16 protein-coding genes are annotated in these 16,490 nt (G+C 72.5%); 7 read left to right on the forward strand and 9 right to left on the reverse strand.

From position 1 onward, the window contains the following. Window positions 1–167 precede the first annotated feature (167 nt). Both QQZ13_RS07370 and QQZ13_RS07375 read right to left on the reverse strand, forming a co-directional pair. Window positions 168–1,343 carry an acylneuraminate cytidylyltransferase gene (locus tag QQZ13_RS07370; RefSeq protein WP_284528805.1) on the reverse strand — a complete coding sequence of 392 codons (1,176 nt, stop codon included), beginning with the start codon at window positions 1,341–1,343 and terminating at the stop codon, window positions 168–170. A gap of 138 nt (window positions 1,344–1,481) precedes the next feature. After that, window positions 1,482–2,429: a Gfo/Idh/MocA family protein gene (locus QQZ13_RS07375; protein WP_284528380.1), complete on the reverse strand. Its 948-nt coding sequence runs from the start codon at window positions 2,427–2,429 to the stop codon at window positions 1,482–1,484. Between the two features lie 164 nt (window positions 2,430–2,593). On the opposite strand from QQZ13_RS07375, the gene QQZ13_RS07380 reads away from it, so the two are divergent. Further along, complete coding sequence (locus QQZ13_RS07380) at window positions 2,594–3,517, forward strand: NADP-dependent oxidoreductase (protein ID WP_284528381.1); 924 nt, start codon at window positions 2,594–2,596, stop codon at window positions 3,515–3,517. A gap of 133 nt (window positions 3,518–3,650) precedes the next feature. Here the strand turns inward: QQZ13_RS07380 and QQZ13_RS07385 are convergent, their stop codons facing one another. The 4 genes from QQZ13_RS07385 to QQZ13_RS07400 form a co-directional block, all read right to left on the reverse strand. Further along, on the reverse strand, window positions 3,651–3,998 hold the full coding sequence (locus QQZ13_RS07385) for a hypothetical protein (RefSeq protein ID WP_284528382.1): 348 nt from the start codon (window positions 3,996–3,998) through the stop codon (window positions 3,651–3,653). Window positions 3,999–4,839: 841 nt separating this feature from the next. After that, window positions 4,840–5,637: an alpha/beta fold hydrolase gene (locus QQZ13_RS07390; RefSeq protein ID WP_284528383.1), complete on the reverse strand. Its 798-nt coding sequence runs from the start codon at window positions 5,635–5,637 to the stop codon at window positions 4,840–4,842. Beyond that, the gene (locus tag QQZ13_RS07395) at window positions 5,634–7,157 is read right to left on the reverse strand and encodes an MATE family efflux transporter (protein WP_284528384.1); all 1,524 of its coding nucleotides are present in this window, start codon (window positions 7,155–7,157) and stop codon (window positions 5,634–5,636) included. The genes QQZ13_RS07390 and QQZ13_RS07395 overlap by 4 nt, the downstream gene beginning before the upstream one ends. Before the next feature lie 117 nt (window positions 7,158–7,274). Further along, on the reverse strand, window positions 7,275–8,123 hold the full coding sequence (locus tag QQZ13_RS07400) for a 3-methyladenine DNA glycosylase (RefSeq protein WP_284528806.1): 849 nt from the start codon (window positions 8,121–8,123) through the stop codon (window positions 7,275–7,277). A 116-nt stretch (window positions 8,124–8,239) separates the two neighbouring features. Here QQZ13_RS07400 and QQZ13_RS07405 point away from each other — a divergent pair, with 116 nt between their 5' ends. Genes QQZ13_RS07405 through QQZ13_RS07415 form a run of 3 tightly spaced genes read left to right on the forward strand, consistent with a single transcriptional unit; the run spans window position 8,240 to window position 11,204 of the window. Next, window positions 8,240–9,154 (forward strand): DUF808 domain-containing protein, encoded by a 915-nt coding sequence (locus QQZ13_RS07405; protein WP_284528385.1) that lies wholly within the window; start codon window positions 8,240–8,242, stop codon window positions 9,152–9,154. 59 nt (window positions 9,155–9,213) lie between these two features. Beyond that, window positions 9,214–10,626, forward strand: a complete 1,413-nt coding sequence (locus QQZ13_RS07410) for a serine hydrolase (protein WP_284528386.1) — start codon at window positions 9,214–9,216, stop codon at window positions 10,624–10,626. Window positions 10,627–10,664: 38 nt separating this feature from the next. Continuing rightward, a complete protein-coding gene (locus tag QQZ13_RS07415) occupies window positions 10,665–11,204 on the forward strand; it encodes a YaeQ family protein (protein ID WP_284528387.1) in 540 nt (179 codons plus the stop codon). Window positions 11,205–11,213: 9 nt separating this feature from the next. Here QQZ13_RS07415 and QQZ13_RS07420 read toward each other — a convergent pair whose 3' ends face one another. Further along, window positions 11,214–12,512: an MFS transporter gene (locus tag QQZ13_RS07420; protein WP_284528388.1), complete on the reverse strand. Its 1,299-nt coding sequence runs from the start codon at window positions 12,510–12,512 to the stop codon at window positions 11,214–11,216. Continuing rightward, window positions 12,509–12,970 (reverse strand): helix-turn-helix domain-containing protein, encoded by a 462-nt coding sequence (locus QQZ13_RS07425; protein WP_284528389.1) that lies wholly within the window; start codon window positions 12,968–12,970, stop codon window positions 12,509–12,511. The genes QQZ13_RS07420 and QQZ13_RS07425 overlap by 4 nt, the downstream gene beginning before the upstream one ends. A gap of 330 nt (window positions 12,971–13,300) precedes the next feature. On the opposite strand from QQZ13_RS07425, the gene QQZ13_RS07430 reads away from it, so the two are divergent. From QQZ13_RS07430 to QQZ13_RS07440, 3 genes are all read left to right on the forward strand, one after another. Next, entirely contained in the window at window positions 13,301–13,759 is a 459-nt protein-coding gene (locus QQZ13_RS07430; protein ID WP_284528390.1) for an SRPBCC family protein, read from the forward strand. Window positions 13,760–13,881: 122 nt separating this feature from the next. Further along, window positions 13,882–14,820 (forward strand): SDR family oxidoreductase, encoded by a 939-nt coding sequence (locus tag QQZ13_RS07435; RefSeq protein WP_284528391.1) that lies wholly within the window; start codon window positions 13,882–13,884, stop codon window positions 14,818–14,820. A gap of 99 nt (window positions 14,821–14,919) precedes the next feature. Next, window positions 14,920–15,774 carry a helix-turn-helix transcriptional regulator gene (locus tag QQZ13_RS07440; RefSeq protein ID WP_284528392.1) on the forward strand — a complete coding sequence of 285 codons (855 nt, stop codon included), beginning with the start codon at window positions 14,920–14,922 and terminating at the stop codon, window positions 15,772–15,774. Here QQZ13_RS07440 and QQZ13_RS07445 read toward each other — a convergent pair. Further along, entirely contained in the window at window positions 15,771–16,469 is a 699-nt protein-coding gene (locus tag QQZ13_RS07445) for a Type 1 glutamine amidotransferase-like domain-containing protein (RefSeq protein WP_284528393.1), read from the reverse strand. The genes QQZ13_RS07440 and QQZ13_RS07445 overlap by 4 nt on opposite strands. Window positions 16,470–16,490: the final 21 nt, after the last annotated feature.

Consider the following 16,490-nt stretch of genomic DNA (forward strand, 5'->3'; position numbering starts at 1 on the left):
CCTCTCGTGACGGCGCCCTGCCGACGCCCTCGTGCGGCCAGTGTCCGCTCGCAAGGTGAACGGACGGCCACGCACGGGTGACGCGGGAGTCGCACCGCGGTGTCGAATCGGCGCGGCATCGGCACCCCCGGTCGTCGTGCGAGCGCGGCGGGGCGGGGCGACGGCGCTCAGCCGCCGAGCACCAGTTCCGCGAGCTCGCGCACCGCGCCCTCGCCGCCGCGACGGCTCAGCACCCGCCGCGCGATCGCCCTCGCCTCGGGTCGCGCGTCGGCGACCGCGATCGGCCAGCCGACGAGCTCCATCGCCGGGACGTCGTTGACGTCGTTGCCGAGGTACGCGATGCGCGACAGCGGGATGCCGCGCGCGCCCGCCCAGCGCCGGATCGCGGCCGCCTTGTCGTCGATCGACTGCAGCACCTCGACCTGCAGCTTCGCCGCCCGCGCTCCGACGACCGGGTGCGTCTCGGTCGAGAGGATGAGCACGGGGATGCCGGCCCGCCGCAGCCGGGCGACGCCCATGCCGTCGGAGCGGCTCACGCGCACCCGCTCGTCGCCGTGCGCGTCGATGAGGGCCGTGTCGTCGGTGTGCACGCCGTCGAAGTCGGTGACGACGGCATCGACGTCGATGGGCTCCGATCCGTCGTCCACGAGCGGCGCGATCGCCCGGGCGAGGGCGAGCTGGGCGTGATCGTCGATCTCCACCGCCGAGAGCTCGGGCACCTCGACGATCCCCACGCGGCCGAAGAACCGGTGCTGAGCGCGGCGGAACCCCGCGGCGTCGAACGCGTAGAACGCACCGGTCTCGAGGTAGTGCGGCTCGCGGTCCTGCCGGCGCGGCCGGTGCGCGGCGTCGTGGTTGATCGCCGCGGCATCTGCGTCCGCGTCACGACGCCACAGGAAGCCGTAGGTCTCGAAGGCGGAGAACGCGGCGTCGTAGCCTCCCTCGGCGACCATCGCGACCGCCTCGTCGATGCCGGTCGCGGGGATGAAGGGCGACGTGGCCTGCAGGAAGACCACCGTGCCGATGCGGTGCCCGCGGCGCCCGAGCTCGTCGAGGGCATGGAGCAGGGCGCTCTCGGAGCTCGCCGTGGCGCCGGCGAGCTCGGTCGGGCGATCGATGACGAGCGCACCGGCGTCCTCGGCCACGCGGGCGATCTCGGCGTCGTCGGTCGAGACGACCACGAGGTCGACGCGCTGCGCCGCCCGCGCGGACGACACGGCGCGCGCGACGAGGGGCACCCCGCCGACGGGAAGGACGTTCTTGCGGGGGACGCCCTTCGAGCCGCCCCGCGCGGGGATGATCGCGACGGTGACCCGCGCGGACGCGTCTTCGGTCACGGCGATCTCCTCCCGGCGCGCGCAGTCGCGCGTCACGCTGCCCAGCGTGCGCGGTGCCGGTGACCGGCGGGGGAACCGCGGGTGAACGGCGGGAGTCCGCTCACCCCCGGGGTCTGCCGCTTCCCTGGATCAGCCGGCTCCGGATCAGCCGGTGCCGCGGATCTCCTCCACGGCGCGCAGCACCGCCAGCGTGCGCTGCTGGTCGGCGGTGGGGTCGTCCTCGCCGCGCACGAGCTCGGCGAAGCGCGCGACCTCGTACGTCATGTTGTTGTCGTCGCCGTCGATCCGGTGCTCCTCGGGCTCGCCGCCGAGCGGCGTGAACACGATGGTGCGGGGGTCGGTGATCCGGTCGATCGTGAGCGTGCCGAGCTCGCCCTGGATCTCGCTCGGCCGCGACGACGCGGTGATCTTCGAGAAGCCGATGTCGGCGACGAAGCCCGGGTACAGGAGCAGTGCGGTGCCCGCGCCGTCGGCGCCCGTGGCGATCGTGACGGTCGCTCCGGTCACGGCGTCGGGAGCCCCGAAGAGCGCGATCGCGGCGCTCAGCGGGTAGACCCCGAGATCGAAGAGCGCGCCGCCCGCGAGCGCCGGATCGAAGATGTTGGGGGTCTCCCCCTGCAGCACGAGGTCGTAGCGGGCCGAGCGCTGACAGAGCGCGAACGACGCCCGGCGGACGACGCCCACCCGCGGCAGCAGGTCGCGCACCGCGACGAGGCCCGGGTCGTAGGCGTTGCGCATCCCCTCGAACACGACGACGCCCCGCGCAGCGGCCGCGTCGACCAGGTCGGCGAACTCGGCGGACGTGGGCGTCGCGGGCTTCTCCAGGAAGACGTGCAGCCCGGCCTCGATCGCCGCGCGCGCCTGATCCGCGTGGGCGCCGTTCGGCGAGCCGACGTAGACCGCGTCGACGCGTGCGGCGAGCGCGGTCAGCTCGTCGACGGCGTCCGGCACCCCCTGGCGCTGCGCGAAGGCCCGACCACGGGCGAGATCGCGGGAGTAGACGACGTCGACGCGCACGCCCTCGACGCGCGACACCGCCTCGATGAAGCGCTCGGTGATGGTGCTGGTGCCGATGGTGGCGAGTCTGATCACCTCTCCACGGTACGACCCGCTCGTGGATTCGGAGAATGGGACCGGATTCGGATGCCCGGGGCCGCACGCTCCGAATCCGGCGGCATCCTCCGAATCCGACGGCGCATCGCACCCGACCGCGCCGCGAGGGAATGCGCCCGGCCGCGCGCCGGTTGCGCCTCGGCATGAAGGCACTCGTCTATCGCGACTTCGGCGGCTCCGACCGCCTCGAGCTCACCGACCTCCCCGAACCCCACATCGGCCCCGACACCCTCGTGGTGCGCGTCGTCGCTGCGGGCATCAACCCGGTCGACTACAAGGTGCGGGAGGGATACCTCCGCGGCCTCATCGACACGTCGCTCCCGGCGGTCCCGGGCTGGGACGTCGCGGGCGTCGTGGAGAAGACCGGACTGGACACCCCGGAGTTCGCCGTCGGCGACGAGGTGCTCGCCTATGCCCGCGCCGACGTCGTGCAGCACGGCTCGCTCGCCGAGCTCATGCCGGTGCCCGTGCGCACCGCCACACGCAAGCCCGACGGCATCTCGTTCGAGCAGGCCGCCGCCCTCCCCCTCACGGGACTGACCGCCCTCCAGTCGATCGAGCGGTCCGGGCTCGGCGACGGCTCGACCGTCCTGATCCACGGCGCGGCCGGCGGTGTCGGCTCGTTCGCCGTGCAGCTCGCCTCCCTCCGCGGCGCCCGCGTGGTCGGCACCGCCTCGGAGCGCAACCACGACTACCTGCGCGACCTCGGCGCCGAGCCGATCGCCTACGGCGAGGGACTCGTGGACGCCGCGACGGCGCTCGCTCCGGAGGGCTTCGACGTCATCCTGGACTTCGCGGGCGGATCGTCGCTCGACAGCACCGGAGCGCTCCTGAAGGCGGGCGGCCGCGTCGTGTCGATCGCCGACCCGCGTGCGCGCACCGAGTTCGGCGGCGAGTACGTGTGGGTGCGGCCCGATCCGGCGCAGCTCGGCGAGCTCGCCCAGCTCGTGGCCGACGGCGCCCTCCGCGTGGAGCTCGCCGCGACCTATCCGCTCGACGAGGCCGTCGCCGCGTTCGCGCAGCTGGAAGAGGGCCACACGCGCGGCAAGATCGTCGTCACCGTCTGATCCGCGCCCGGCTGTCGGCGCTCAGTTTCGCGCTGCGCGGATTCGGAGTGTGCGCGTGGATTCGGATGCCGGCGGGCCCTGGCTCCGAATCCGATGCCATCCTCCGAATCCGCCACCCGGCTGGACCACTCGATCAGCTCATCGCCTGGTCGAACAGCCACAGCGACAGGATCAACCCTCCGACCGTGAACGCGACGCCGATGAGCGGCACCCAGGCCAGATCCTTCTCCCGGCGCCACGCGATCAGCAGGGCCACAGCGGTGATCGCGAAACTCGCGACGACGAAGGTCGCGTACACCATGCCTGCACGGTCCGCGCCGACCCAGTCGCAGGCGGGCGAGCAGGCGTTGCCCGCGAACATCGTGCGGAAGATCCAGACGACCGTGGTCACCACCGCCGTCACGATCTGCAGGACCGCGACAGCCACCACCGCCGCGACGGCTCTGCGTCGGGACCTGTCGGGTGCAGTGCGCTCTGCCATGGTCAGCTGAAGTTATCAGTGAGGTAAATGAACCAGTTGAAGACATCCTGCGTCTTCCCCGTATACGCGTTGTGCGCGGCGTTGCTCCACGCACCCGTGACGGGGCTCCGGCAGGCCCAGTCGCCGGTATTGCAGTAGGCGCGGACTCGGGGGAAGTATCCCGGTGTGGTGCTGGACCCATCCGCGCGCGGTGATGAGGACGGCGTATGCGGAGCATTTGCTGGTGGCCACCTGCGCCGTGGCTGGAGATCCAGCGCCGAACGCCGCAATCAGACCGATGAATGTCGCCAGCATTGTGAACGAAACGACTCGGCGCCGTCGTGAAGGTACGCCTACGGCGTTTTGTGGGTGAACTCGCAGCATGTCTGCACGCCAATCTTGAACTCCTGCGTTGTGCTCCCAGGAGTTGGTTCGAATGGCGTTCCCGTCTCGCCTGCCCCGAACGTAGCGGCGCGCACAGTGCACGACAACGTCTCTGCGGCGAGAAGACCCCCATCCCACAGACTCGGATGCCATCGAGCCCTGGGGCCAAGCCAGAGCCATCCCCCGAATCTGGCGCGAGGTTGGGCCACTGGATCAGATCGTGCCCGGACCGTTGGGATGACGGCGCTCGGCGGCTGCCTCGGAGATTGCCTATCGATCTGCCCTCGTCGCTACTTCGCACTCGCCGTTGAGGTGCCCCGAAGACGGCGTCCAACTCGCGTGATGCGTCGACAACCAACCGGTAGGCGAGGCCGAACGTGTCGGCGCGACCCGGAGCGTCGCCCGTGGCGGACACCACCACCGCGAGGCTGCCGGTCGGTCCCGAATCGTCCCGACGCCCGCGCACCCGGTCGTGCACTCAGCCGGCGAGGAACTCCACGGCGGCCTCGCGGAAGACCCGAGATCCGGGGGCGTTGAAGTGGTGCCGGTCGGGGATCTCGAGGAACCGGCCGGCGGGACAGGCGGCCGCGAGCGCCTTCGAGCCCTCGATGATGCCGTCGAGCGACCCCGTGGCGAACAGGACGGGCTGCTGCGGGGCGTGCGCGGGGTCGGGATCGACCTGCTTCGACGCGCGCAGCCCCGTGGCGATCGCCAGGAGAGCCTGCAGGTCGTTGCCGGGCACCCGCTCGGTGAGCTTCACGTAGTTCTGGGTGACGGGGTCGGTGACCGGGGTGCCGTGCTCGGCGAGCGCGCGCACCTGGTCGAGGTCGAGCCGGGCGAGCGGGATGCCGTCGGGCACACCGCCGAGCACGGCTCGCGGGATGCGCGGCGCGATGTCCTGCAGCACCTCCCAGCCCACGCGCGCGCCCAGGGAGTAGCCGACGTAGCTGGCCTCGTCGACGAGGTAGGTGTCGAGCACCGCCTCCACGTCGGAGGCGAGCTGGCGCAGGTGGTAGTCGCGCGACTCGTGGGGCTTGTCGCTGGCGCCGTGTCCGCGCTGGTCGAGCGCGAGCACGCGGTACCCGGCGCGCTGCAGGTCGCGCACCCAGCCGGTGCTCACCCAGTTGTCACGGGTGCTCGAGGCGAAGCCGTGCACGAGCACCACGGTCGGGAGGGTGTCCTCCCCCCACGAGTAGGTCGCGATGCGATGCCCTTCGCCGACCATGATGTACTGCGGATCGGGCATCTCGGTCAGCTGGGGCAGGGAGGTGGTCACCCCTTGATTCTGCTCCTCTTCCGCGGGCGCCGACGTGCGAGGATCCGCACGAGGTTCCCGCGCTGGGTCGCCGACGGCTGCTGCGGCAGGGCGATCGGCTGCGTGACGATCGCGTCGACGACCATCGAGCCGTCGCTCGGGCCGACGACGGGGATGGCCGACGTCGGCGTCGGGACGGCGGGCGTGACCGGCATCCGCCCGAGCTCCCGGTGGGCGCGCAGATAGGCCGGGATGAGGATGACGACCGCCCCGAACCAGGCGAGCGGGTTGCTCCAGGCGACGCCGGCGAAGCCGAAGAACGCGCCCAGGACCACGGCCGCCCCCGTCCGCGCGAACAGCTCGACGACGCCGGTGACGGTGGGGATCATGGTGTGCCCGAGCCCCTGGAGCGCGCCGCGCAGGATGAACAGCACCGCCAGCGCACTGTACGTCGCACCGTTGATGACGAGCATGAGTGCGGCGAGGTCGACGACCTCGTCGGATCCCTCGCCGACGAACAGCCGCACGATGCCGGCGCCGAACACGATGAGCAGCGCGCCCAGGACGACCGCTGCGCCGAGCGCGAGCCAGGTCGCCTGCACGACCCCGCGCCGGATGCGGTCGGGGCGACCTCCGCCGTGGTTCTGCGCCACGTACATCGAGGTCGCGAGTCCGAGCGACATGAGGAGCGCCACGGCGAGTCCGTCGACGCGGGAGGCCGTCGTGTACGCGGCGACGTCGGCCGCGCCGAGGCGGTTGAGCGCCACCTGCACCGCGAGCGTGCCGATCGCGATGATCGAGGCCTGGAAGCCCATCGGCAGGCCGAGCCGCAGGTGCTCGGCGAGGTCGCGCCGCGTGACGCGCCAGTCGTGCCGGCGCACGTGGAGCACCGGCACGCGCCGGCGCACGTACTCGAGGCACAGCAGCACCGAGACCGCCTGCGACAGGACGGTGGCGAGCGCGGCGCCGGCGACGCCCCATCCCCAGGGCCCGACCATCAGCACGACGAGGCCGACGTTCAGCACGCACGCGAGCGTGAGGAACAGCAGCGGCGTGCGCGAGTCGCCGATGGCGCGGATGATCGCCGAGAGGAAGTTGAAGAACATCATCGTGCTCGCGCCGAGGAAGCTGATCTGAGCGAAGACGACGGCGTCCTCCATGAGCTCGGGCGGCGTCTGGAGCAGCTCGAGTCCCGGACGGGCGAGCATCGGGGCGAAGAGGGTGAGGATGACGCTCGTGATGCCGGTCAGCACGGCGCCGGCGGCCACGGAGCGCCGCACCGCCGCGTGGTCCTGCGCGCCGAACGCCTGCGCCGTCGGGATCGCGAATCCGGAGGTGAGACCCCACGCGAACCCGAGCAGCAGGAAGAGCAGGCTGCCGGTCGCGCCGACCGCCGCGAGGGCGTCGACGCCCAGCCAGCGGCCGACGACGATCGCGTCGGCCACCTGGTAGAGCTGCTGGACGACGTTGCCGATCAGCAGCGGCACCGAGAACGCGAGGATGACGCGCCACGGGCTGCCGGTGGTGAGTGTTCTGGCCATGCGAGTGCTCTCGGGAAGATCAGGGGGTGGGAGCGCGCCGCGACCGCGGCGACCTCGAGTCTATCGAATCGATTCGGAGTCGCGGAAGGGTCGACGGTGCTTTTCACCCGTCCGGGCTCAGCCGGCGAGCGCGCCCTCGACGATTCCGCGCAGCGCCGAGCGGATCCCGGCCGCACGCTCGGCGAAGCCGCGCTGGTGCGCGACGTACTCGGCCTTGCCCTCGGCCGACTCGATCGCCACGGGCGCGTACCCCCAGCCGACGAGGTCGTACGGCGAGGCCCGCATGTCGAGCGTGCGGATGTCACGGGCGAGCTCGAAGGCGTCGAGGAGCAGGCGCCCCGGCACCAGCGGTCCGAGCTTGACCGCCCACTTGTAGAGGTCCATGTTGGCGTGAAGGCATCCCGGCTGCTCGGTGTCCACCTGGCGAGCGCGGGTGAGGGCCTCGCGGTTCCGCGGCACGGCGTCGGGGGTGAAGAAGCGGAACGCGTCGAAATGGGAGCAGCCGAGCGGGTGCGCGTCCACGACCGCATCCGTCCCCTCGCGTCCCAGGCGCAGCGGCACGGGATGACGATGCTCGGCCTGACGGTAGACCATCGCCCACTCGTGCAGGCCGAAGCAGCCGAACTGCGCCTTGCGCCCCTCGGTCGCCCGGAGGATCCCGGCGATGCCACGGAGCATCAGCGCCTTCTCGCGGACGAACCCTGCGGTGTCGACCAGTACGTCGCCGCCGTCGGTCCGGTACCCGCGCCAGGAGGCCCGCGGGGTGGTCGCGGCATCCTGCAGGCGCACCCCCGCCCCCGGGTGCCAGCGGCGCAGCAGCCCCGGCTTGTAGCTGTAGTAGGTGTAGAGGAAGTCGTCGACGGGGTGGGTCTCGCCCCGTGCCACCCGATGGCGCCGCCCCGCGGTGAGCGCGTCGGCGCGCGCCGCATGCGCGTGCTCGAGCTCCGCCCACTCCGGCGCCGTCAGCACGCGCGCCGACACCGCGCGGGGCTGCTCGGCGACGTCGTCCACGCCACGAGGATACGCGGGGAGCCCCGACGTGCCGTAAGTTGGCTCCGCTGGAACACCATTCGGGGGTCGCTGTGTCCGTAGGTCTGCTCGCCGTCGTCGACGACATCCTCAGCGCCGCGCTCAAAGCGTCGGCGAAGTCGGCGGGGGTCGTCATCGACGACGCCGCGGTCACCCCGCAGTACGTGCAGGGCATCACCCCGGCGCGCGAGCTGCCGGTCGTCGGAAAGATCGCGCTCGGCTCGCTGGCGAACAAGTTCCTGCTGATCATCCCGGCGGCCATGCTGCTGACGGCGTTCGCGGACTGGGTGCTCCCGTGGCTCCTCATCATCGGCGGTGCGTACCTGTGCTTCGAGGGCGCCGAGAAGGTGCTGGAGTGGTTCGGCTTCCACCACGGCCACGAAGAGGAGGGCGGCCGCGACGAGAAGCGGCTGGTGGCGGGAGCGATCCGCACCGATCTCATCCTCTCGACCGAGATCATGCTCATCTCGCTCTCGAACATCGATCCCGAGCTGGGTGTGTGGATGCGCCTGGCGGTGCTGGCGCTCATCGCCCTGCTCATGACGGGCATCGTCTACGGCGCTGTCGCGCTGCTCGTGAAGATCGACGACATCGGCCTGCGGATGGCGAAGAACCCGTCGGCGCGCGTGCGCCACACGGGCATGCGCATCGTCCGCTCGATGCCCGCGGTGTTCCGGGTCATCAGCATCGTCGGCACGGTCGCGATGCTCTGGGTCGGCGGGCACCTGCTGCTCGTGAACCTGGGCGCGGTCGGCTGGCATTTCCCCGTCGACGTGCTGCACGCCGTCGAGCACGCGCTGGAGCCGCTCGGCGGTCTCGTCGTGTGGCTGGGCGACACCGCCCTGTCGGCCGTCGCCGGGTTCGCGGCGGGCCTCGTGATCGTGGGGGTCGTGCTCGGGATCGGGAAGCTGCTCGGACGCCGCCCGTCGTTCACCGAGGGCGGCGAGACCCCGCACGCCGCGCACTGACCGCTGCCCCCGGACCTCGCTTGGCCCGACCGCTCAGGCCGGGAGGGCAGACTGGAGGCATGAGCTCCGCGACCCCCGGCCTCCCCGCCGCCGCCGTCCGCGTCCTGATCGACAGCCTCTCGGCCGAGGGTCTCGACCCGCACGCCCTCGCGATCGCACGCGGGGGCACGATCCTCGCCGAGCATGCCTGGGCGCCCTGGTCGGCCGACCGGCCGGCGCTGTCGTACTCCGCATCGAAGACCTTCACCTCGCTGGCGATCGGACTGCTCCGGAGCGAGGGACTGCTCTCGCTCGACGACTCCGCGGGCGCGCTGCTCGGACTGCCGGACCCGCACGGCATCACCGTCCGCCACCTCCTCACCATGAACACGGGCCACAGCCAGGCGCAGGCCGACACGTTCGACTTCGACGTGCGCACGCTGCTGTCCACGCCCCCGGCCGCCGCCCCGGGCACCTCCTTCGCCTACAACTCGGACGCCACCTATGCACTGTCGTGCATCGTCACCGCGGTCACCGGCCAGCGGCTGACGGACTACCTCCGGCCACGGCTGCTCGACCCGCTCGGCATCGGACGGCGATGGATGAAGCCCGCGTTCGGGATCGAGCAGGGCGCATCGGGGTTCCACCCGACGGTGCACGATCTGGCACGCATCGGCATGCTGCTCGCCGACGGCGGACGGTTCGGCGGCGCGCAGGTGGTGCCGGCCGACTACGTCGACGAGCTGGCGCGGCCGTGGTCCGACACCCGTGACCCGTCGCAGCCCGCCGATCCCGAGAACGACTGGACCTACGGCTACGGCTATCAGGTGTGGCGGGGGCGCCACGGCTTCCGGGTCGACGGCGCCTACGGCCAGTTCGCGGTCGTGCTCCCCGAGCACGGGCTCGTCATCGCCTACCAGGGCGCGACGCTGGAGACGCAGCGCACGATGCGGGCGTTCTGGCGGTTCGTGGAGGCCGTCGAGGTCGCCGATGCCGCGGAAGACGACGCCCCGGACGCCGCGCCCGCCGCCGGCGCGCCGTCCTCGCTCGACGCCTGGGACGCCCGCGCCGCCCTCGCGCCCGCGCCGGACGGGCAGCCGGACGCCACCGGCACGGAGATCGTGGCGGCACCTCACGGCTGGACGGTGACCCTGCCGCCGGCGATCACGGGGGGCGCCGCGCAGACGGTCCCGGTCGGCGACTCCGGCTGGACGCGCACGGTGCTCGATCTTCCGGTTCCGGCCGAGTCGCGCGAGCCCGTCGTCGTCGGACCCCCCGTGGGCGACGGCACGCACGTCGCCGTGACGGCGCGCGGCGCGGCCGACGCCGAGGGCATCCTCATCCACGTGGTGGTGACGACCTCGCCGCACCGCCTCATCGTGCGGCAGTCCGCCGACGGAACGGTGACGGCCGCCTGGCACACCGTCCCGCTGCGGGGCGGCGCCTTCGCGACGCTCGCGGTCCCCGCCTGGGTCGCGCACGACGCCGGCTGACGCGCGGCACCACCCCCGCCCGCGTAGGCTCGTTCGTCATGGCCATCGGCGCGACTATGCACACCTTCACCGTCCAGCTGGCCGACGTCGACCGCGGCGTTTACGAGGAGCTGTCGCTGCGGACGGCCCGGCAGTCGGCCGAGACCGACGCCTTCATGATGACGCGCGTCCTCGCCTACTGCCTGGAGTACGAGGAGGGGATCGCCTTCAGCGAGGGCATCGCGTCGGCCGACGAGCCGGCGGTCTCGGTGCGCGACCTCACGGGGCGGCTCCTCGCGTGGATCGAGGTCGGCGCGCCCGACGCGGCGCGCCTGCACCGCGGCAGCACCTCGGCCGAGCGCACGGCCGTCTACACGCACCGCGACCCGGCGAAGGTCGCCGCCCAATGGACCGGCAAGCGGATCCATCGCGGCGACGAGGTGGTGCTGCACAGCTTCGAGCCCGGCTTCGTCGAGCAGGCCGCCGCCCTGGTCGAGCGCCGCAACGACATGACCCTGTCGGTGACGGAGCGACGGATCTACCTCGAGCTGAACGGCACAGCCCTCTCGTCGGCGATCATCGACCAGCCCGCGCAGTGACGGGCCCGATCACTCCGCCGCCGTCCGGTGCGGCCTCCGCACCGCGATCGACAGCACGGCCGCGATCGCGCACAGCGCCGCTCCGCCCCACCAGGCGTAGGTGTACTCGCCGAACGCGTCGCGGATGACACCGGCGCCGAGGGCGGCGAGAGCGGCGCCGATCTGGTGGGCGGCGAACACCCATCCGAAGACGATCGTCCCCCTGTCGCCGAAGATCTCCCGGCACAGCGCCGCCGTCGGCGGCACCGTGGCGACCCAGTCCAGCCCGTAGACGACGATGAACAGCACCATGCTCGGGTGCACCGTCTCGGCGAGCAGCCACGGCAGCAGCAGGAGCCCGACGCCGCGGAAGCCGTAGTAGAGCACGAGCAGCTTGCGGGGGTCGTACTTGTCGGTCAGCCAGCCCGACGCCACCGTGCCCGCGATGTCGAAGACGCCGACCACCGCGAGCAGCCCGGCCGCGGTGGTCGTGGGCATGCCGTGGTCGTGCGCCGAGGGGATGAAGTGGATGCCGATCAGCCCGTTGGTCGTCGCTCCGCAGATGGCGAAGGCGATGGCGAGCGCCCAGAACGAGCGGTGCCGCGACGCGAAGACGAGCCCGTCGAGGGCGCGACGGGCCGCGTTCCCGGTCGCGCGCGCGGGCGCGGCGTACGTCGCGGGGTCCGCGCCGAACGGCAGCACCCCGCGGTCCTCGGGGTGATCGCGCAGGACGATCCAGACAACGGGCACCGCGGCCAGCGCCGCCACGGCGACCAGCAGCGACGCCTCCCGCCAGCCGACCGACTCGGCGACCACGGCGACGGGGGGCAGGAAGATGAGCTGACCGGTCGCCGAGCCCGCGGTCAGGACGCCCATGACCAGTCCCCGGCGCCGCACGAACCAGCGCTGCGCGATGGTCGCGGCGAACACGAGCGCCATCGAGCCCGTGCCGAGTCCGATGAGGAGACCCCAGAAGACCAGGAGCTGCCACGATGCGGTCATGAGCACGCTGCCGCCGGCGCCGAGCGCGACGAGCGTGAGCGCCGCCGCGACGACCTGGCGGATGCCGAAGCGATCCATGAGCGCGGCCGCGAACGGCGCGGTGAGGCCGTACAGGAGCAGGTTCACGCTGACGGCGAGGGACATGACGCTCGTCGACCAGCCGAACTCCTCGTTGAGCGGCACCATGAGCGCCCCGGGCGCGGCCCGGAATCCCGCGGCCGCGAGCAGCGCGACGAACGCCACCGCCGCCACGAGCCATGCGGGGTGGAACCGCCGCGGCGGCGACGGCGGGCCGGCCGGATCGAGGGCCTCGGCCTCGGCGGTCATGCCGACGCCGCGAGGGTGAAGGGGGCGCCGCCCATGCTCCGCCGCGACCACATCGCGGCGTCGGCGTCGAGCACCGCGTCGCAGTGGGTGCACCAGTCGGCGGACTCCGCCACCGTGCCGCATCGAGCGCAGGACACGGTGAGTCCCCACGGGCCCTCGGGGTCGACCTCGCGGGTGAACCTCGCGTAGGCGTGGAGGATCGGCAGCGTCGCGCGGCCCGCTGCGGTCAGCGCGTACCCGCCGGTGTCCACGCGGGTGAGCACCCCCGCAGCCTCCATCGCCTTGAGCCGACGCGCCAGCACGCTGTCGGCGGCCCCGGTCGCGGACCGGAGCTCGTCGAACCGGGTCCGGCCCGAGAAGAACTCGCGCAGCAGCACGAGCACCCACGGGTCGGCGAGGACGTCGGCGGCGTGGGCGATCGGGCACGTGGTCGACGACCAGTCGGAGCGGAGCGGCATGCATCCACTTTCTTGAAGAAAGTAGGCCGCGTCAAGAGGGACGCCACGACGAGGAGGCGACCCCGGGCGGCGGGGGAATGCGGGGCGGTCTGGAACCCTGGGAAGTCCGACCGCCCCGCCCGATCCGCCCCCCACACCGAGGGGCCGATCTCGCGCCACCACTCCCCCCGGAGTGGACCACCGCCTCCCACGGGAAGAGGCGGAGGGCCATAGAGGTGGCGCTCAGGGGGAAGGACTCCCCCGGGCTCCGGTCATGACGCGATGAGGGGAAGTTTGCCGGAGAAAAGTCTGTCTCTATGGCGAGGTCGGCGCCGGCAGTACGGTGGCGGCATGAGCACGTACACCGTCACCCGTTCGGTCGAGACCACCGCCGCGCCCGCCGAGGTCCATGCGTTCGTCGACGACTTCCACAAGTGGTCCGCCTGGTCGCCGTGGGAGGACATCGACCCGACCATGCAGCGCTCCTACAGCGGGCCGGATGCCGGCGTCGGGGCCCACTACGAGTGGAAGGGCGACGGCAAGGTCGGGCAGGGGGAGATGACGATCGAGACCTCGACCCCGCAGTCGATCGGCATCCGCCTCGCCTTCCTCAAGCCGTTCGCGGCGGTCTGCCCGACCCGCTTCGACTTCGAGCCGGTCGGATCGGGCACGCGCGTGACCTGGACGATGCAGGGCGAGAACCGCGGGATCATGGTGCTGCTGGCGCCGCTGCTGCGCATCCAGCAGTCCGTCGGGAAAGACTTCGACCGCGGGCTCGCCCGGCTGAAGGCCGCCGCCGAGTCCGCCTGAGGCACGCGAGACGCAGCGGGGGATCCGCGATCCGGGGATGAGCGCGCCCTGAACGTCGGCGGATCCGCCGACGAGCATGGACATCGCGGCGCGCACGCGCCCCGAAACCGCGAGGAGCAGCCATGCCGAAGACCATCGACATCACCGTCCCCGACCTCACCGGCCGACGCGCCGTCGTGACCGGCGCCAGCGACGGCGTCGGCGTCGAGATCGCCCTGCGCCTGGCGCGGGCGGGAGCCGAGCTCGTGCTGCCGGTCCGCACCGCGCGCAAGGGCGAAGACGCGGCGTCCCGCATCCGGCAGCAGGTGCCGGGAGCGCGCGTGGACGTGCGCTCCCTCGACCTGGCGTCGCTGGAATCGGTGGCCCGGTTCGCCGGCGAGCTGATCGAGGAGGACCGGCCGCTCGACCTCCTCGTCAACAACGCGGGCGTCATGACCCCGCCGACCCGTCAGCAGTCCGCCGACGGCTTCGAGCTGCAGCTCGCCACCAACCACCTCGGGCACGTCGCCCTGACGACCGCCCTCCTGCCGCTGCTGCGTGCGGCACGCGGCCGGGTCGTGAGCCAGGTGAGCATCGCGGCCGACGAGCGATCCGTCCACTGGGACGATCTGAACTGGGAGAGCGGGTACGACGCGATGGAGGCGTACAGCTCGTCGAAGATCCTCTTCGGACTGTTCGCCGTCGAGCTGGACCGCCGGAGCGTCGCCGGCGACTGGGGAGTGCGGAGCATGCTGTCCCACCCCGGCATCACGCCGACGAACCTCCTCTCGGCCCAGCCCGGACTCGGGCGGAGCGAGGACACGCGCGCCGTGCGCGTGATCCGCGCGCTGTCGCGGTGGGGCATCATCGTCGGAACCCCCGCGTCGGCGGCCCTGCCGGCCGTGATGGCGGGCACCGATCCCGCAGCGCGGGGCGGGATGCTCTACGGGCCGAGCGGATGGCGCCACCTGGGCGGCCCGCCGGCCGAGCAGCCGCTGTACTCCCGGCTGGCGGGCGACGACGACGCGCGCCGGGCGTGGGACGCGACCGAGCGCCTGCTCGGGGCTCAGCTGCCCGTCTGAGGCGACTGCCCGCTGAGGGCGACGGCTCGCGCGCGACCCACCGCTGAGGGGGATCGGCGATCCCTTGCAGTCGCAGCGCCCCGACCGGAGACTCGGAGTATGGACAGACCGCAGCTCGCCGACTTCCTGCGCAAGCGGCGGGAGGCGCTGCAGCCCGAGGACGTGGGGCTGACCCGTGGCCCGCGCCGCCGCACCTCGGGCCTGCGGCGCGAGGAGGTCGCCGCGCTGTCGGACATGTCGGTCGATTACTACAGCCGGCTGGAGCAGCAGCGCGGACCGCAGCCCTCGGAGCAGATGCTGGCCGCGATCGCCCGGGGCATGCGGCTGACCCTCGCCGAGCGCGACCACCTCTTCCGCCTCGCAGGGCACCGCGCCCCGGAGCGTGCGGTGCGCACCGACCACGTCTCCCCCGGTCTCATGCGCGTGCTGGACCGGCTGGCCGACACCCCGGCGCAGGTCATGACCGCGCTCGGCGAGACCCTCGCGCAGACGCCGCCGGCGCGGGTGCTGTTCGGCGACGAGACGCGCTTCGAGGGGGCCATGCGCAGCATCGGCTACCGCTGGTTCCTGCATCCGCCCACCCGCGACGTGTATCCCGCCGAGGACCATGCCCGCCACTCGCGCGCCTTCACCGCCGACATCCGCGCCGTGTTCGCGCAACACGGACCGCGCTCGCGCGCGGGCGCGCTGGTGGCCGAGCTGCTCGAGCGCAGCACGGAGTTCGCCGAGCTCTGGGAGCAGCACGAGCTCCGCGATCACCACGTGCTCGACAAGCGGCTCCAGCATCCCGAGACGGGGGTCATCGAAGCGCAGTGCCAGATCCTCGTCGACCCCGACCAGGGGCAGACCCTGCTGGTGATCACCGCGCAGCCGGGGACCGAGAGCTACGACAAGCTGCGGCTGCTCTCGGTGATCGGAACGCAGCGCATGGAGACGGACGCTCGGACCGGTTAGCCGGCGCCGCCGTCGAAGCGCTCCCAGTGGCCCGCCGAGATCACGTCGACCTCGCCGTCGACCACCGAGATGGCCGTCTGGTCGTCGATGGCGTACGACGGCACACCGATGGCCGCGGCCCATTCGCGGGCCCGCGCGAGGGTGTTCGACTCCCACCCCGGGTAGTCCAGATGCGGGAAGATCGAGAAGTCCACCACGCCCAGGGTCTCGTCGCCGCCGTGGGTCTCGTCGCCGCCGTGAGGCTGCCACTCGACGAAGAGGGGGCCGATGCGCGGCGTCATCACCATGCTGCCCGCGCTCACGCCGACCCACACGGTCTCGGCGAGCGACGGGAAGAGCGCCGCCAGCCCGGACTCGCGCAGCCAGTGCGCGAGGAACACGGCCTCGCCCCCGTCGACGAGGAGGACGTCGGCCTGCCGCACCCACGGCATCCAGCGGTCCGCGCCGATGCTGGGGAGGGCGGTGAGCTCGAGGACCCCCGCCGACTTCCAGCCGAGCCCTCCCAGGCCCGGGCCGTGCTCCCCGGCTCCGGTGATCGTGCCCCACACCGACTCCGGCCCGCACATCGGATGCCCCCACTGCGCCGTGGGGATGAACAGCGCCCGCGACTCCTCGATCGGCTTGCCGAGCAGCTGGACGAGTCGTTCCCGGATGGCCTCGTTGGTGACCCCGCCCGAGGTGAGCAGCAGCTTCATCGTGTCCGCCTCTTCGTCTGT

Source organism: Microbacterium sp. T2.11-28 (assembly GCF_950097975.1).
GTDB lineage: Bacteria > Actinomycetota > Actinomycetes > Actinomycetales > Microbacteriaceae > Microbacterium.

Excerpts from the sequence above, each read along its gene's own strand:
- QQZ13_RS07395 (WP_284528384.1), bottom strand. The coding sequence starts at position 7,157 with ATGGCCAGAACACTCACCACCGGCAGCCCGTGGCGCGTCATCCTCGCG.
- QQZ13_RS07385 (WP_284528382.1), bottom strand. The coding sequence starts at position 3,998 with ATGGCAGAGCGCACTGCACCCGACAGGTCCCGACGCAGAGCCGTCGCG.
- QQZ13_RS07380 (WP_284528381.1), top strand. The coding sequence starts at position 2,594 with ATGAAGGCACTCGTCTATCGCGACTTCGGCGGCTCCGACCGCCTCGAG.
- QQZ13_RS07410 (WP_284528386.1), top strand. The coding sequence starts at position 9,214 with ATGAGCTCCGCGACCCCCGGCCTCCCCGCCGCCGCCGTCCGCGTCCTG.
- QQZ13_RS07415 (WP_284528387.1), top strand. The coding sequence starts at position 10,665 with ATGGCCATCGGCGCGACTATGCACACCTTCACCGTCCAGCTGGCCGAC.
- QQZ13_RS07430 (WP_284528390.1), top strand. The coding sequence starts at position 13,301 with ATGAGCACGTACACCGTCACCCGTTCGGTCGAGACCACCGCCGCGCCC.
- QQZ13_RS07420 (WP_284528388.1), bottom strand. The coding sequence starts at position 12,512 with ATGACCGCCGAGGCCGAGGCCCTCGATCCGGCCGGCCCGCCGTCGCCG.
- QQZ13_RS07440 (WP_284528392.1), top strand. The coding sequence starts at position 14,920 with ATGGACAGACCGCAGCTCGCCGACTTCCTGCGCAAGCGGCGGGAGGCG.
- QQZ13_RS07435 (WP_284528391.1), top strand. The coding sequence starts at position 13,882 with ATGCCGAAGACCATCGACATCACCGTCCCCGACCTCACCGGCCGACGC.
- QQZ13_RS07425 (WP_284528389.1), bottom strand. The coding sequence starts at position 12,970 with ATGCCGCTCCGCTCCGACTGGTCGTCGACCACGTGCCCGATCGCCCAC.
- QQZ13_RS07445 (WP_284528393.1), bottom strand. The coding sequence starts at position 16,469 with ATGAAGCTGCTGCTCACCTCGGGCGGGGTCACCAACGAGGCCATCCGG.